This window comes from Telmatobacter sp. DSM 110680 (assembly GCF_039994875.1).
GTDB lineage: Bacteria > Acidobacteriota > Terriglobia > Terriglobales > Acidobacteriaceae > Telmatobacter.
The window spans coordinates 5325060-5339690 of sequence record NZ_CP121196.1 but is presented as its reverse complement, the minus strand read 5'-3'; the positions used below and the strand labels follow the sequence as shown (position 1 = coordinate 5339690).

Here is a 14631-nt window from a genome sequence, read left to right as displayed (position 1 = left end):
AGGACTGGCGCTTTTACCAGATGCGACAGGGTTTCGCGCTGACCATCTTGTCGCTTGGCTTGCAGCTAAAGCTTTTTGCGAACTCTGGCAGGTCCTGCAAGACGGAATTAGTGCGGTACTCGTCGGGTGCGTGTGGATCCGTTTGCGCCTGGCTGCGTAGCTGCTCTGGGCGCGTCTGCGTGCACCATTGCTGCGCATAGGCGATCCAGAAGCGCTGGTCGGGCGTGTAGCCATCGGTTTTCGCACTCATGTCGAGGTGTGCAACTTCGGCCTTGTCCTGCCATGCAATCCATGCCAGCCAGAGGCCGCCCAAATCGGCGAGGTTTTCGCCGAGCGTGAGTTTACCGTTCAGGTGGACACCGGGCACGGCTTCGATGGCGTCATACTGATCGACCATACACTGGGCTTTTTCCTTGAACTTTGTCTCGTCGTCTTTCGTCCACCACTCCTTCAAGTTTCCGTCCTTGTCGAATTGTCGGCCTTCATCGTCGAAGCCGTGCGTAAGTTCGTGGCCGATGGTTGAACCCATATCACCATAATTCGCGGCATCATCTTCCTTATCGCTGAAGAACGGTGGCTGAAAGTACCCGGCGGGGAAATTCACATTGTTTTGTTGTGAGTTGTAGTATGCGTTGACCGTAGGCGGTGACATGCCCCATTCGTTTTTGTCTACCGGCTTGCCGATCTTGGCGAGGTCGCGATTGAAGTCGAACACACGTACTCGCTCCTGGTTGCCCAGCGGATCGCCTCGTACGATGACAAGCTTCGAATAATCGCGCCACTTGTCGGGATAGCCGATCTTGTTCATGACGGTCTTGAGCTTTTCCTTGGCCTGGATCTTCGTGGCGGGGCTCATCCAGTCCAGTGCGTCGATGTCTTTGCCCATGGCTTGCTCGATGGCGAGCGTCATCTCCAGCGCCTGTTGTTTTTCAGCCGGCGGAAAATACTTGGCGACGTAGACCTGCCCGAGCGCCTCGCCCATTTCGCGATCGACTCGGCTGGTGCAGCGCTTCCAGCGCTCCTGCTGTTTTTCCGCGCCATTCAGAGTGTGTGCGTAGAAGTTCCACGATTCTTGCTCGAATGCTTCGGGCATGCTGGTTCCGGCGAAGGCGTGCAGCAGATGCCAGCGCAGATAGGTGCGAATCTGGTCGAGCGGTGTGTCGCCCACCAGCGCGTTGAACTCGGCGAAAAACTTCGGCTCCATGTCGTTCGCCTTGCCGGTGGCTGGCGCATGTGTCGCTTCGACGTAGTCCATCAGCGAAAAATGGGTAAGCATCTTCGCCATCGCCGGCACATCGGTCGGATGGTTCAGGTTTTGTGGATCGCGCATCTCCGTGATGGTGAGCGAAGCCTTGGCAAGGCGGGTCTCGATGGCCATCACTGTATCCGCGTCTTTGGATGCCTGTGCCTCAGGTTCGCCGGCGAGCAAAAACATTTTGTGAACATGGTCCACGTACTGCTTGCGCTGCTCAACGGATTTGGCGTCGGTGCGGAAGTAGTAATCGCGTTCGGGCAGGCCGAGGCCGCCTCCCCCGTAGTAGGAGATGACCTGGTTTGCATCCGCAAAGTCCTGATCGGCGCCGAAATTGAAAAAGGCGTTGACGTCGATAGTGTGCAGATGCGCCAGCAGTACCGGCAGCTCACCGGGAGAACGGAGCGCCGCGATGCGATCCAGTTCAGGCTTGATCGGCGTGAGGCCGAGTTTGTCGACATTGGCGGTGTCCATGCAGCTTGCGTACTCGTCGCCAATTTTCTGCTCGTTGGGGGTGCGATTGGGGTCGGGTTTGGAAGACTCTTCCAGAATCTGCTTCAGGTGCAGGCGGTTCAATTCATAGAGCTCGGTGAACCGGCCGTAGGAGGTCTGGTCTGGCGGCAGTGGATTGCGCTTGAACCATCCGTTGCAACTGTAGCGATAAAAGTTTTCGCAAGGATCGACATTTTTGTCGATCAATGACGTATCAAAAACGCGAAGCTCTGGCGCGGAGGGCGCGGATGGTGTTGCGTTCTGGCTGAAGAGGGGAGCGGCGGCAAGAAACGCGATCAAAGCAAGGCCGGAGGGAGAGAGTACAACGGCAAAGCGAGACATGGCGAAACTCTAGCAGATTGGGCTGGGGTCGGTCGTCAATTGTGACCGTTACAATAATGGATGGGCCTAATAGATTTTTGAGGAGCTACCGAGTGGCGCAGCGGACTTTCAGCATCATTAAACCGGACGCAGTGAGCAAGGGACATGCGGGGGCCATTTTGGCCGAAATTGAGAAGGCCGGTTTCAAGCTTGTTTCGATTCGGAAACAGACGATATCCAAGCAACAGGCGCAGGGCTTTTATCACGTGCATGCAGCGCGTCCATTTTTCAATGATCTGTGCGAGTTCATGTCATCGGGACCGATTTTCCTGATGGTACTGGAAAAAGAAAACGCGATTGCCGATCTGCGCAAGCTGATGGGCGCGACCAATCCTGCGAATGCTGAAGAGGGAACGATCCGCAAGATGTTTGCAGAGTCGATCCAGGCCAATGCGATTCACGGATCAGACGCCGAAGATACTGCGGCGTTCGAGATCGCCTATTGGTTTGCGGGGTATGAGCTACTCTAGAATGCTCACCAAAGCTGATTCCGAATTAGCCGAATAGATTATCGATCTTCTCGCGGAGCGCGGCAATTTCGCGCTGTAGTTCTGTAACTGCGGATTCTAGCTGTGCTATGCGGTCATCCTGCTCCGGCGTAGTCGCAGCAACCGAATGAGCAGACGGTGCGCTCGCCGGCATTTGGATCGATTCCACGGGTCCTGAGAGCAAATGCGCGTAGCGGGCTTCCTTAGTGCCTGGCTGGCGCGGCAGCACGGTGACCAGCGAAGGATCACGCTCCATTAACTTTTGCAGGCCCGAGAGCACGTCGCTGATCTCGTCAAAGCGATGCATGCGCTCAGTGCGACCGCGAAGCTCGCCCGGTGTCTGCGGACCACGCAGTAATAGAACACACATCAGAGCGGTCTCGGCGCGGCTGAAGTTGAAGGCTTCCCCAAGCCAGTGCTCGTACTTGGTGACACGGCCATCAGCGGAGCGGGCGCGGCCTGCGAGTCCCTTATTTTCGAGGCCGTGCAGTGCCTGGCGTGTGTCGTCCTCGTCGAGATCCATCACCGGTTCACGGTTCGAACGCTGATTGCAGGCGTTGATGAGCGCGTTCAGCGTGAGCGGGTAGTAGTCGGGTGTCGTGATTTCTTTTTCGACGAGAGCGCCCAATGCGCGGGCTTCGGCTGTGGAGAGCTTGATGTGCTCAGTGACCATGGGTCTATTGTGACAGACCAGAGATCAGTGGTCAGTCATCAGTTGTCAGTGAAAATCGTGACCAATCAACCCTCAATAATTTATGCAGGTTGTTCTTCAGGTTTTCGATTGCGCGTAAGCAGGAAGTAAACGACTGGCGTTACGACAAGACTGAGTACCATCGAGATTGCCAGTCCGCCGATCACCGCGATTGCCAGCGGTTGCAGCATCTGCGAGCCGGCGCCTAGAGCGAAGGCTAGGGGCAGCATGCCGCAGACCGCGGCGATGGCAGTCATGACGATAGGCCGCAGACGGCGCTGAGCGGCGTGCATCATAGCTTCGGCAGCGGTCACACCTTCAGCGCGGAATTTCTCGTCGGCATCGAGCAGCAGAATGCCGTTTTTGGCGACGATGCCGATAACCATGATCAGACCCATGAAGGACGCTACGTTGAATGTGGTGCGAGTGACCAGCAGGGCAAGAATGACGCCGGAGATAGACAGCACCGACGACGTCAGGATTGCGATCGGCGCAGGAAAATTGCGGAACTCGACAAGCAGAACGCCGAATACGAGAGCGAGCGCCAGTAGGAGAACCTTCAAAAGATCGTGGAATGATTTCTGCTGTTCCTCGTAGGTCCCGCCGTAGGTGACGCGCACAGACGGGGGCAGATGCATTCCCTGAACGGTTTTCTGAACCTTTGCCATTGCTGTGCCGAGGTCCGATCCCTCCAGGCGGCCGGTGACGACGACCATGCGTTGCAGGTTTTCGCGGAGAATCTCATTCTGCGGCGGAAGCTGTGTGATGGTGGCGAGCGAGCCAAGCGTTGCGGTGTGGCCCGCTGAACTGTTGAAGACCGTATTCTGAATTGCGTCGAGCGATTTGCGGTGGTCGTCGCTCAGGCGCAGGCGAACCGTATAAGGGCGGCCGTTGGCGATCAGAGGATCATTTGTCGGTAGTCCATCGAGAATCGACGTCGCATCTTCAGCTACTTCGGTCGGCGTAAAACCTAGACGCGCAGCTACATTTGGATCGACCTGGAAATTCGTCGCGGGCCCGCTTATGGTGTCTTCGATTCCGTTCTTGACGTCAACCACTCCGGGGATCTTACCGATGGCATCTCCGACTCGCGGGCCGAGTTGTGTCAAAACACTCTCATCGTCGGTGAAGATCTTGATCTGGATAGGTTCGGGAGCGTTGGAGAGGTCACCGATCATGTCTTGCAAAACGAGGGGAAAGTCGACGTCCAACTCAGGTTCCGTACGCTTGACCTCGGCGCGGATGTCGTCAATCACTTCGTCGCTTGAACGCTTGCGCTTTGCCTTGAGCTTTACGGTGAAGTCGCCCCGGTTAGCCTCGGTAACGGCTGCGAGTCCCAACTGAAGCCCGGTGCGACGCGAGGTGATTTCGACTTCGGGTGTATCGTGCAGCATCTGTTCAACATGCTGCAATACTCGGTTGGTTTCTGTAAGGGAACTGCCGGCGGGCATGATGTAGTCGAGAATGAATCCGCCTTCATCCATCTCGGGTAGCAGGTCAGAGCCGAGCGCAGTGTATCCGAAATAAGTGGCGATTACGAGCAGAAGACATGCGGCGCCCAGCCACAGAGGCTTGGCCAATGCCCAGTCGAGCACGCGATGGTGGACCTTGAGCACACGGCCCATGAAGCGGCCAGTGGTATGCTGCTTATTCTCTGCGGATCCGGCATCGTGATTGCGCAGTAGCGCAAGGCTCAGGCCAGGCGTCCATGTGAGCGCCAGCATCAGTGAAGTTAGAAGAGATGCGGCCATGGTGATTGCCAGCGCGCGGAAGAAGCTGCCGGTAACTCCGGTGACTGAAATGAGCGGCAGAAACACGACTACCGGTGTGATGGTAGAGCCGATGAGAGGTACGGTGATTTCGCTGAGCGCCTTGCGCACGGCGCTGGCACGAGGCTCGCCGTTGTCGCGATGCATCACGATGTTTTCGACAACAACGATGGCGTCGTCGATGACGAGGCCGATGGCGGCTGCAAGACCACCGAGCGTCATAAGGTTGAAGCTTTGGCCGATAGCCCAAAGCACAAGGATGGTAACGGCCACCGTGACGGGGATAACAAGGCCCGCGATTAGGGACGAAGACCAGTCGCGCAGGAAGAGGAAGAGGATAATGCACGCGAGAATGAGCCCGATGAAGATGGCATCGCGCACGCTCGATATGCTGTCGCGAACCAGCTGCGACTGGTCGTAGAAGGGCTCAAGCCTGACGCCGGGCGGCAGTTTCTTGCGCAACTGCGTGAGTTCAGCGCTCACTGCGTCGGCGACTGCAACCGTGTTTGATGAGGGCTGGCGCGCAATATTGAGCAGGACTGCATTCTTCCCATTTGCCGTGACGGTGGTGTAGATGGGAAGCGTTGAAGGACCGACCGTAGCCACGTCGGCCACGCGCACCGGAGCGCCGGCGGCGGTGGTTTTCACTACAAGCTGGCGGAGGCCCTCCGCATCGTGTACCTGCGCGCCTACGAGGCCGAGGATGAGTTCATGGTTTGCTTCGTACAGACCTGGTGAATCGACAATATTCGAAGCCTGAATCGCGTTGACGAGATCGGTAACGGTCACTCCGTTAGCCGCCAGCAGCGCGGGATCGGGCGTCACCCCAAACTCTGGCACCTGTCCACCCTGCACCGTCACGGTGCTGACGCCAAGGACGCGATTCAGCGGCGGCTTTAGATCGTAGGTGGCCAGCTCCCATAGCTGCGTCTGCGGAACGGTATCGGAGGTGAGGCTGTATCCGAGAATCGGAAACGTGGCGAAGGTGAGACGGTTGGTGGTGATGCGCGCGGTCGACGGAAGCGTCTGCTCGACCTTGCTGAGAGCAGCATCCGTCAACTGCAGTTCCCGGTACATGTCCACGTTCCAGTCGAAGAAGAGGCTGACTTCGGCTGATCCGCGGCTGGTGGTTGAGCGCACGGTGACGAGGCCAGGGACGGAATTCACCGCATCTTCAATGGGTCGCGTGATCGTGACTTCCATCTGTTCGACGGGCATCACTCCGTTATCGATGCCGATGACTACACGAGGGAAACTTGTCTCTGGAAAGACAGAGATGGGCACCTGCAGAGCTGCATAAACGCCTGCGATGGTGAGGATCGCCGCGAAGAAAAATATGGGCCGCGTGAAGTGAACCAGCCAGAATGATTCTTCGTGCGCAACAGGTGCTGGGGTGGCGATCGACATCAGTCCTTGTCGCCTCCCGTGCCGGCGCCGGGCTTGGCGTCATCATCGTCGGCCTTGCCGACCTTTACCTTCGAACCATCATCGAGCCCATAGGCGCCGCCGGTGATGACCGTGTCCGCGGTCGTCAGGCCCTTGGTGATCTGAACGTCATCGCCGTCCTGAATTCCGAGTTCGACTGACCTTTTGTGAGCGGTGCTGTCAGTACCAACCACCATGACGGATTTCGTGCCGTCCTGCGCGGTGAGGATAGAAGACGCGGGCACCTTCAATGCGTTCTCGACGGTGTGTCCGGTGATGGAGACTTTGACGGGCGTGCCGACTTTCAACGTGGCTTTTTTGTTGTCGACCTTGAGCCAGATTTCAAGGGTCGTACTCCCAGGATCGAGTGCCGGACTGATCAGCGTCACGTTGGCGTCCACGGGATCCTTGATGCCGGGAACCATGAGTGTTGCGGAGTCGCCAATCTTCATCTGCTGAGCAAGGCTCTGCGCGATATGCGCCTTGGCCAGCAGAGATGAGGTATCCATTACAGTGATCAGCGGCGCGCCGGCTGCCGGTGTTTCGCCGGCGTAAAGCGGACGATCGGTGATGGTGCCGTTAATGGGGCTGCGAATCTCAGTGAAATTAACCTGCGCCTCCGCACCCTTGTATTTGCCTTCTGCCGACGTGAGCTGGCCCTCTGCGGATTTGAGCGCGGCTTCGTGGCTGACGTTCTTCATGGACTCGAGGTGCTTCGCTGCGGCATCATATGCAGCTTGTGCCTGCACCAGTGCAGCCTGCGCTGTGTCCAAATCGCGGCCGGGGATGGCGCCCTCGGCAAAGAGTTGCTTACGGCTGTTTACGATGCTGTTGTTGAGGTCGAGATTAGCCTTGGCCTGGGCGTAGTCCAGTTCCGCCTTTTGCGCGTCTTCAGGCACCTGTGCCCGGGTCGCGGTTGCGTAGGCCGCTTGCGCAGCCTCGTAGGAACCCTTGTTATCTTGTGCCGCTCCGATGAGGTCACCATTCTCAAGCACTGCGAGAAGCTGGCCTTCTTTCACCTTCGCTCCGCGCTGGACGTAGAACTTCTTGACGGGCGCACTTATCTTGGGCACGATCGCCGCCTGCGCAAGGGGAGCAAGAATCGCGTCGGCGGTGATGTGATCGGAGATCGTGCCCTGTTCAGGATGCTCAGCCTGCACAGTGATCTCCGGCGCGGGCGTCTCTTCTTTCTTGCAGCCGGCGGCGAAGACGAGCGCGAGCAGCAAAGCCGCGGAAAATGCGCGTGCATCGAGCATCATGCATTGCCTGCTGCGCGTGCGGAAACGGTGGTCGATTCGGATCAGTTTGTTCATGGGCTTACTTGATTCCAGTCAGGGTCTGCAGTCCCGAAAGTGCTGCTTCGTATCGCACGCGCCCGTCTTCACGGGCATTCTGAGCGGTGATGAAAGCTGATTGGGCATCGACAACTTCGAGCACCGTAGCCTCGCCGCCGGTGTAACGCATCCTGGTAAGGCGCAGGCTTTCCGCTGCAGTGGCGACGCTGAGGTCGAGAGACGCGAGCTGATCGCGGGCAGCCTGAGCTTCGGCATAGGCTTCGTCCAGTTGCGCGACCATGCGGCGCTGTGTTGCCGTGAGCGCCACTTTGGCGGCGTCGCGTTTTATCTCGCTTTGCTTTACCTTGTGCTCTGTGGCCAGCCAGTCCCACACAGGAATATCGAGAGTGATCGAGGCCGAGTAGCCAAGGTTGTTTACGTTGTCGGGACCCTTCACAGCAAACTGCGGCGCATCGATGCCATAGGTGTAGTTGAGGCCGAGGCCGGGTAGATAAGCGCCTCGTGCAGCCAGGACATCTGCGCTGCTCAATTGCAAGGTTGCAAGAGCACTCTTCAGTTCCGCATTGTTTTTGGCGGCGAGCTGATTGACATCGGCGCGGGCCGCGAGTGGTGCGGGATTTTCCGACACGTTGATGGTGTATTCAGTGCGCGGATCGGGGAAGAGCAGAACTGCAAGCTCAAGGCGCGCTTTGCCGGCGCCGATCTTCGCGTCGGAGAGTTCGCGCTCGCGCGTCTGCTGCTCAAGCTGAGCTTTTACGGTATCGGCGTGTGCGGCTTCGCGGGCTTGTTCGCGCTCGCTGGTGAGTTTGACGAAGTCGTCGGCCTCAGCCTTGGCGCGCTCCGCAATGGCGAGCTTTTTATTTGCGGCGGCCAGTCCGTAGTAAAGACCAGTTACGGTGGAGACCAGCCCGCGACGTGCAATTTCCATCTCTGCTGTAGCAACTGCGGCGGCGGCATCTGCGCGACGTACGGCGGATATCTGCGCGAGGCCGATGTCTTCGTTGATTACTGCCTGGCTTGCGTATTCGTGCACGGCATTATTGGCGATGAAGATTGGAGAAGGCTGAGACCCGGTGCCTTGGCCGGCTTGGTTTGAGAGGCCATTGGGCTGCGTGTAAAGAGCCTGGTTGTGATAGGTCGCGCTGGGCAGCAAACCGGCACGGGCAATGGAGCGATCGAGCCTCGCAACTTTGCTGTCCGCCACGGCCATGGCATAAGTCGGTTCACTGGATTGCGCGCGTTTCAAAGCCTCGTCAAGCGTGATGACAATGGGCTGCGATGCTGCAGCTGGATCCGGCTGCGCGGCTTGTACCGTTGTTTGCGAGGGGGCTTGCGACGGAGCCTGCGCATTTGCGATTGCAGCGACGAAAGAAAACGGAGCGAGAAGCGACGCGCCGAGCAGGGCGGGAAAGATAACGCGTCTCAGACCGGGCTCTGGATTGAAGTCGATCGGCACAGGAAATCAGCATATAGGTAAAACCTTAATTTCACCTGAGTCCTTGATGAATCTATTGCAATTAGGGCCAAATGCGCCCCGACGCGCATAAGATGACTGTGCATGGAAACTACAAGAATTGCGGGCATAGAAGTCTCGCGTGTAGGGCTGGGAACCTGGGCGATCGGCGGTTCAGAATGGGGCGCCGTTGCCGAAGATGCAGCGATTGCCACATGCCTGAGCGCGATCGAACGCGGTATGAACCTGATCGATACCGCTCCGATCTACGGCCGTGGGCGTGCTGAAGAGATTGTCGGCAAGGTCATGAGAGCTCACGGACGTCGCGAAGGGTTCTATATTGCGACCAAGGCCGGTCTCGATTGGAACGACCGCGGCGTGTTTGCCAACTCCACGCCGGCACGGTTGAGGCGCGAGATTGAGGACAGCCTCCGCCGACTCGGCACCGACTATATCGACCTCTATCAGATTCATTGGCCGGATACCCTGGTGCCCATCGCGGAAACAGCTGGCGTGCTCGCGGAGTTTCAGCGGGAGGGAAAAGTGCGGGCTCTCGGAGTCAGCAATTTCAGCGCGCAGCAGATGGAAGAATTTCGCAGTGTAGTCCCGCTTGCTTCGGACCAGCCGCCCTACAACATCTTCGAGCGCGAAATCGACGGTGCAACTTTGCCTTGGTGCGCCGCCAACGGAGTTGCGGTGCTGACCTACAGTTCGTTGTGCCGAAGCCTTCTGGGTGGTCGCATCCATCGCGGCATGAAGTTCGAACCGGGAGACATTCGCGCTGTCGATCCAAAATTCCAGGAGCCGCAGTTTAGTCAATATATGACGGCGGTCGAGAGGCTGGCTGGACTGGCCCGCGATCGCTACGGAAAATCGCTGGCTCAATTGGCAGCGCGGTGGGTGCTCGATCGTCCCGGAATCTCGGTGGCACTGTGGGGGGCCAAGCGCCCCGATCAACTAGATGCGGTCGCTGGCGTTATGGGCTGGAAGATCGACGCTTCGACCATGGCAGAGATCGATTGCATTGTGGCGGAGTCGGTGACGGACCCGGTTGGGCCGGAGTATTTAACCCCGCAGGTGCGCAATAGCTGAGTGGTTGCGATGTCCGCATGCGACGGAAGTAGAATTCTGCACACGCCACCCCGGCTGGTTCTGCGATACTAGTCCGTTATGCCAATCGCCGACCTGCAGCAGGCTGCACAAAAAATCGCTGGATTCCTTTCTTCCCTCAACAAGCTGGGCGGGATGCGCCTGAAATACCGCATTACCGCTGGAGATGGTGCACGCGATCCCCAGGGACTTGAAGCGCGGATGATCTACGTGGAACTGGGCGGTCCCGATGTTCCGCTGCTGACCCAGCACAATGGTGAATTGCTGCGGGCCCTCGAAACCATCGCGTCGCAGATGCTGAGGTTGGAGCAGCGCGAACATGATCTGGTCAGCTTCGATGCGGGCAACTTCAAGGCGTTGCGCGCGCAGGAACTGCGCATGTCTGCCGAGGTAGCTGCAGAGAAGGTGCGAAAGTCGGGCGTGCCCTATGCGTTTCCGCCGCAGAATAGTCGCGAGCGCCGTCTGCTGCACATGGCGTTCCGCGATTTGCCCGGCGTGGAGACGGCCAGTTCCGGTGAGGGACAGGACCGCTTTCTCGTGGTCTTTCCTGAGGGCAAGACGGATCTGCCGGTAACGCCGCCGATGAAGCCGCGGGGATTTGGACCGGATCGGGGTTCTGGACGGGAGCGGGGTTTCGGCGGACGCGAGCGCGGATATGGACGCGACCGACGCTAGTCAGCGTCATTTGTGGTTCATTGGCATTCCGGAGCGAACAGAGAGATGCCACCCAAGACTTGGCAGGCCGAATTCAAACGTCTCTGGAAAGAGTTGGTACCCCTGCAAGGGCAAGCCGCGACTGTTCAAGGGGAAGTGATTCGCGCCGTGGGCAGGCTGAGCGATGAGGCCTATCGCAACGGCAATTGCAACTTCCGCAAAGGCCACAGAATGCTATGTCAGTTCCTGCGCGCGAATCTGGAAGATCCTGATGTCTTCAGTGCCACCGAAATCAGCGAGATTGATAATTGGATCGATCGCATTCTCGATGCTAAGAACCCGGATCTAAGCGGATCGACGTCCCCCTACTACCGTCTGACCGAGAGAGCCGTAAAATGGTGCCAGTCCAAACCAGATCTGATTCCACATAAGCCAAATAGCGCTCTCCGTATTTAGTGGGGAATGACAATAGTGAAAGCGCGATGTCTCGGAACTCAAGAATGAAGATTGTCATTTACTGTCTGCTCGTCCTTTCGGTACTCATTTGTTCCGCACAAAAACGGTTGGTCCTGATCGATCAGGATGGCTCCGGTCCGGGCGGCTCGAACCAGATGGCGATGCTTTCGCTGCTGCAGGCGCCCCAGGTCGAAGTCCTCGGCATCACGATGGTGACCGGCAATGCCTGGCGCGACGAAGAGACGCTGCACACTCTGCGCATGCTTGAACTGACGGGCCACGGGAATGTGTCTGTAGCGAAGGGCGCGGTGTTTCCGCTGGTGCGGACCGAGCGCGAGACGCAGATCTCATCCGCACTCGATGGCAAGGTGACTTGGCTTGGCGCATGGGGACAAGGGCCCATGACGCTTGTCGAGAACAACGGGAGCGTCATGCCTTTCACGCCTGACAAACTCGACAAGCACGGGCCCTATGCAATTCCGCCGCTGTCCGAGGGGATGCCTACACTCAAGCCAATCGACGAGGACGCGGCACATTTTCTCATTCGACAGGTACGCGCGCATCCGCACCAAGTCACGATCTATGCTGCTGGCCCGCTCACGAACATCGCACTTGCTGTTTCGATTGATCCCGAATTTGCAGAGCTGACACAGGGCATCGTGATGATGGGCGGAAGCCTCAATCCGCAGACTGACGATCCGGAGTTCGCGACCAGCCCGCGTCATGAATTCAACTTCTGGTTCGATCCCGAGGCGACACATATTGTTCTTCGTGCGGCGTGGCCGCGTATCGATGTGACGACCGTCGACGTTTCGATCAAGGCGCCGTTCACACAAAAGATGCTCGATGAGATTTCGAAATCGCAATCGCCCACCGCGAAGTACATCGCGGCGTGGAGCCAGAATCGTTACTACCTGTGGGATGAACTGGCCGCCTGTGCGTGGCTCGATCCGACGCTCATTACCCGTGAAACGGTCGAGTACATGGATATCGACCTGAGCCATGGTCCCAGTTACGGCGACACCCTGACATGGACTGAAAAGCTGAAACCGCAGACGGGCGTACGGCTGGTGCACGCTCAGTTGGACCTCGACCTGCCGCGTTTCCAGAAAATGTTTGTGGAGTTGATGTCCCGCTAGCCACGAATCGCAAGTCTCGAATATCGCCGAGGGTCTCTTCGGTACTCTTGCGGGATTGTGACAGCACTTATCTACTTGATATAGACACTCTATTCCTTCATTGATGTCCTGAAATCGATTGCCTTGGGTTGCAAACCATAGAAAAGAGGACAGTCATGTTTTCTTCACACTTTTTTGCGCACCGTATGCGCACACCTTTGCTTGCACTTGCAGTGACCGTGGCTTTAGCAGGATGCGAATCGAAACAGGATAAGGCAATCGACCAGGCGAAAAAGCAAGCCGTGGCAACCGGTCAGCCGCAGCAGGTTGTGTCCGTTGACAAGACCGGCACTACAACTACGACGGTGGTGCAGCCGCCGGCGAAGGGACAGACCACCGAGGCGATGACGACCACGACCACGCCTCCGCAGCCGGGGGCGCCGGTGCCGCCGCCGCAGGATCCAAAGGTGTATCCAGTTGGCGGAGATCCGAACCAGGCTCCGGATCAGGCGAGCGCACCTGCTGGGCCGGATGGAAAGCCTGCCGCTGCGGGGCCGGTGCATGTGACCATTCAGGCGGGAACCAGCCTTGCTATCCGCGTTGATCAGCGCATCAGCGTGAAGACCAGCCGCGCTGGCGACACGTTCAGCGGTGAAGTGGTGGAGCCCGTGGTCGATCCGAACGGAAATGCGATTGTGCCGAAGGGAACGCAGGTAGGCGGCGTTGTTGAGGAATCGCACAAGCGCGGCCACTTCAAGGGTGCATCGGTGCTGGAACTTCGGTTGACTTCGATGACGCTGAATGGCACGCAATATCATTTGCGGACTGCCGACCTGACCGAGCGCAAAAAAGGCAAAGGCAAGCGCTCAGCAGCCATGATCGGTGGCGGCGCCGGCCTGGGTATGCTGATCGGCGGCATCGCATCTGGCGGAACGGGCTTGTTGATCGGTGGTCTCGCGGGCGGCGGTGCGGGCGCGGCTGGTGCTGGACTGACCGGCAATCGCGATCTCGATATCCCTGCGGAAACCGTCGTGCACTTCAAGCTGTCGCAAGACCTCGTCGTTCAGGGTTAGACACGACTGAGTCATGGGAATTCGCTTGCCATCGGTACAGTCTCGCGGAACAATGCTGCAGAGGCTAGACCATGGCAAGCGAATCCATTCTCGGCGGGAGTGAGCTGGTCGCGTTCGCTCCCACGATCGATCCCGCAAAAGCGCGCGCATTCTATGAGGGCGTTCTCGGTCTGCGGCTTGTGGCCGATGAGAAGCCTTTCGCGCTGGTGTTCGACGCCAATGGAACTATGCTCCGCGTGACCACAGTGCATGAACTGAAGGCGCATCCCTTCACGGTGCTTGGTTGGCACGTAACGAATATCGAAGCGACTGTGGACCAGCTTGTTGGGGCTGGTGTCGAGTTCAATCGCTACAAGGGTGTGAACGATGGCGATCCGCGCGGTATATGGAACTCGCCAAGCGGCGCCCGCGTCGCGTGGTTCAACGACCCCGATGGAAATGTGCTGGGCGTAACGGAGTTTCCGAAGTAGCTTCGTTTTCGCCGCAGAATCAGGTTTAATAGATGCAACTGTTTAGTTGCCTATACCCCCTCCCATACTCTGTAGGGAAGTTCTCCTGTATCAGCGAGTTAAGGCAGGAGGCTACCCGCAAAGTCCTGCAATCATTTCGCTTAGCCGCAGAGTCGTCAGCACAAAGGACTTACGCGGCAGTTGGGAGGCGCTTTGTCGAGTTGGACCGACGGAAATCCGCATCGCGCCGGAGATATTTTCATTTGACCGTTGCGCAACGACCATCCTGAAAACATTCTAGCGATTCAGGAGAAACGACATGCAAACGAGGAGAAGTTTTAAGTTCAGCCGGGTGAAAGAGATGCCCACGGTAGTTGATGTCGGGCACTTGACGAGTATAAGTGGGTCATCGAGTGAGATATACGATTGGGGGGAACTCCGGGGAGTTTCGAGTTTGGAGCGACTTCAATCTGCCATGCGTCTTCTCATTCTGTATGCTTTCGGGTGAAGTCTTTCGACGTTTGG

Annotated in this window: 12 protein-coding genes; 7 read left to right on the top strand and 5 right to left on the bottom strand. The window is 57.9% G+C overall.

The annotated features are described in order from the left end of the window. Positions 1-13: 13 nt before the first annotated feature. Entirely contained in the window at positions 14-2086 is a 2073-nt protein-coding gene (locus P8935_RS21965; protein WP_348262451.1) for a M13 family metallopeptidase, read from the bottom strand. A 92-nt stretch (positions 2087-2178) separates the two neighbouring features. Here P8935_RS21965 and ndk point away from each other — a divergent pair, with 92 nt between their 5' ends. Beyond that, positions 2179-2595, top strand: a complete 417-nt coding sequence (gene ndk, locus P8935_RS21960; protein ID WP_348262450.1) for a nucleoside-diphosphate kinase — start codon at positions 2179-2181, stop codon at positions 2593-2595. 25 nt (positions 2596-2620) lie between these two features. On the opposite strand, the gene P8935_RS21955 is transcribed toward ndk, so the two are convergent. The 4 genes from P8935_RS21955 to P8935_RS21940 all read right to left on the bottom strand — a co-directional run bounded on the left by P8935_RS21955 (position 2621) and on the right by P8935_RS21940 (position 9249). Next, entirely contained in the window at positions 2621-3286 is a 666-nt protein-coding gene (locus P8935_RS21955) for a YceH family protein (protein ID WP_348262449.1), read from the bottom strand. Between the two features lie 80 nt (positions 3287-3366). Continuing rightward, positions 3367-6480: an efflux RND transporter permease subunit gene (locus tag P8935_RS21950; protein ID WP_348262448.1), complete on the bottom strand. Its 3114-nt coding sequence runs from the start codon at positions 6478-6480 to the stop codon at positions 3367-3369. After that, entirely contained in the window at positions 6480-7811 is a 1332-nt protein-coding gene (locus tag P8935_RS21945) for an efflux RND transporter periplasmic adaptor subunit (RefSeq protein WP_348262447.1), read from the bottom strand. Before P8935_RS21945 ends, P8935_RS21950 begins: the two co-directional genes overlap by 1 nt. Before the next feature lie 4 nt (positions 7812-7815). Then, a complete protein-coding gene (locus P8935_RS21940) occupies positions 7816-9249 on the bottom strand; it encodes a TolC family protein (protein WP_348262446.1) in 1434 nt (477 codons plus the stop codon). A gap of 102 nt (positions 9250-9351) precedes the next feature. Here P8935_RS21940 and P8935_RS21935 point away from each other — a divergent pair, with 102 nt between their 5' ends. The 6 genes from P8935_RS21935 to P8935_RS21910 all read left to right on the top strand — a co-directional run bounded on the left by P8935_RS21935 (position 9352) and on the right by P8935_RS21910 (position 14127). Further along, entirely contained in the window at positions 9352-10338 is a 987-nt protein-coding gene (locus P8935_RS21935) for an aldo/keto reductase (protein ID WP_348262445.1), read from the top strand. A 78-nt stretch (positions 10339-10416) separates the two neighbouring features. Next, complete coding sequence (locus tag P8935_RS21930; protein ID WP_348262444.1) at positions 10417-11031, top strand: R3H domain-containing nucleic acid-binding protein; 615 nt, start codon at positions 10417-10419, stop codon at positions 11029-11031. 45 nt (positions 11032-11076) lie between these two features. Next, complete coding sequence (locus P8935_RS21925; protein ID WP_348262443.1) at positions 11077-11466, top strand: hypothetical protein; 390 nt, start codon at positions 11077-11079, stop codon at positions 11464-11466. Positions 11467-11510: 44 nt separating this feature from the next. Next, positions 11511-12605, top strand: a complete 1095-nt coding sequence (locus tag P8935_RS21920) for a nucleoside hydrolase (protein WP_348262442.1) — start codon at positions 11511-11513, stop codon at positions 12603-12605. A 155-nt stretch (positions 12606-12760) separates the two neighbouring features. After that, complete coding sequence (locus tag P8935_RS21915; protein WP_348262441.1) at positions 12761-13657, top strand: hypothetical protein; 897 nt, start codon at positions 12761-12763, stop codon at positions 13655-13657. A gap of 71 nt (positions 13658-13728) precedes the next feature. Then, on the top strand, positions 13729-14127 hold the full coding sequence (locus tag P8935_RS21910) for a VOC family protein (protein WP_348262440.1): 399 nt from the start codon (positions 13729-13731) through the stop codon (positions 14125-14127). The last annotated feature ends 504 nt before the right edge of the window (positions 14128-14631 follow it).

Bases quoted from the DNA above. Each gene is read 5' to 3' on its own strand.
- P8935_RS21965 (WP_348262451.1), bottom strand. From the start codon at position 2,086: ATGTCTCGCTTTGCCGTTGTACTCTCTCCCTCCGGCCTTGCTTTGATC.
- P8935_RS21930 (WP_348262444.1), top strand. From the start codon at position 10,417: ATGCCAATCGCCGACCTGCAGCAGGCTGCACAAAAAATCGCTGGATTC.
- P8935_RS21925 (WP_348262443.1), top strand. From the start codon at position 11,077: ATGCCACCCAAGACTTGGCAGGCCGAATTCAAACGTCTCTGGAAAGAG.
- P8935_RS21950 (WP_348262448.1), bottom strand. From the start codon at position 6,480: ATGTCGATCGCCACCCCAGCACCTGTTGCGCACGAAGAATCATTCTGG.
- P8935_RS21910 (WP_348262440.1), top strand. From the start codon at position 13,729: ATGGCAAGCGAATCCATTCTCGGCGGGAGTGAGCTGGTCGCGTTCGCT.
- P8935_RS21935 (WP_348262445.1), top strand. From the start codon at position 9,352: ATGGAAACTACAAGAATTGCGGGCATAGAAGTCTCGCGTGTAGGGCTG.
- P8935_RS21915 (WP_348262441.1), top strand. From the start codon at position 12,761: ATGTTTTCTTCACACTTTTTTGCGCACCGTATGCGCACACCTTTGCTT.
- P8935_RS21955 (WP_348262449.1), bottom strand. From the start codon at position 3,286: ATGGTCACTGAGCACATCAAGCTCTCCACAGCCGAAGCCCGCGCATTG.
- P8935_RS21920 (WP_348262442.1), top strand. From the start codon at position 11,511: ATGAAGATTGTCATTTACTGTCTGCTCGTCCTTTCGGTACTCATTTGT.
- P8935_RS21945 (WP_348262447.1), bottom strand. From the start codon at position 7,811: ATGAACAAACTGATCCGAATCGACCACCGTTTCCGCACGCGCAGCAGG.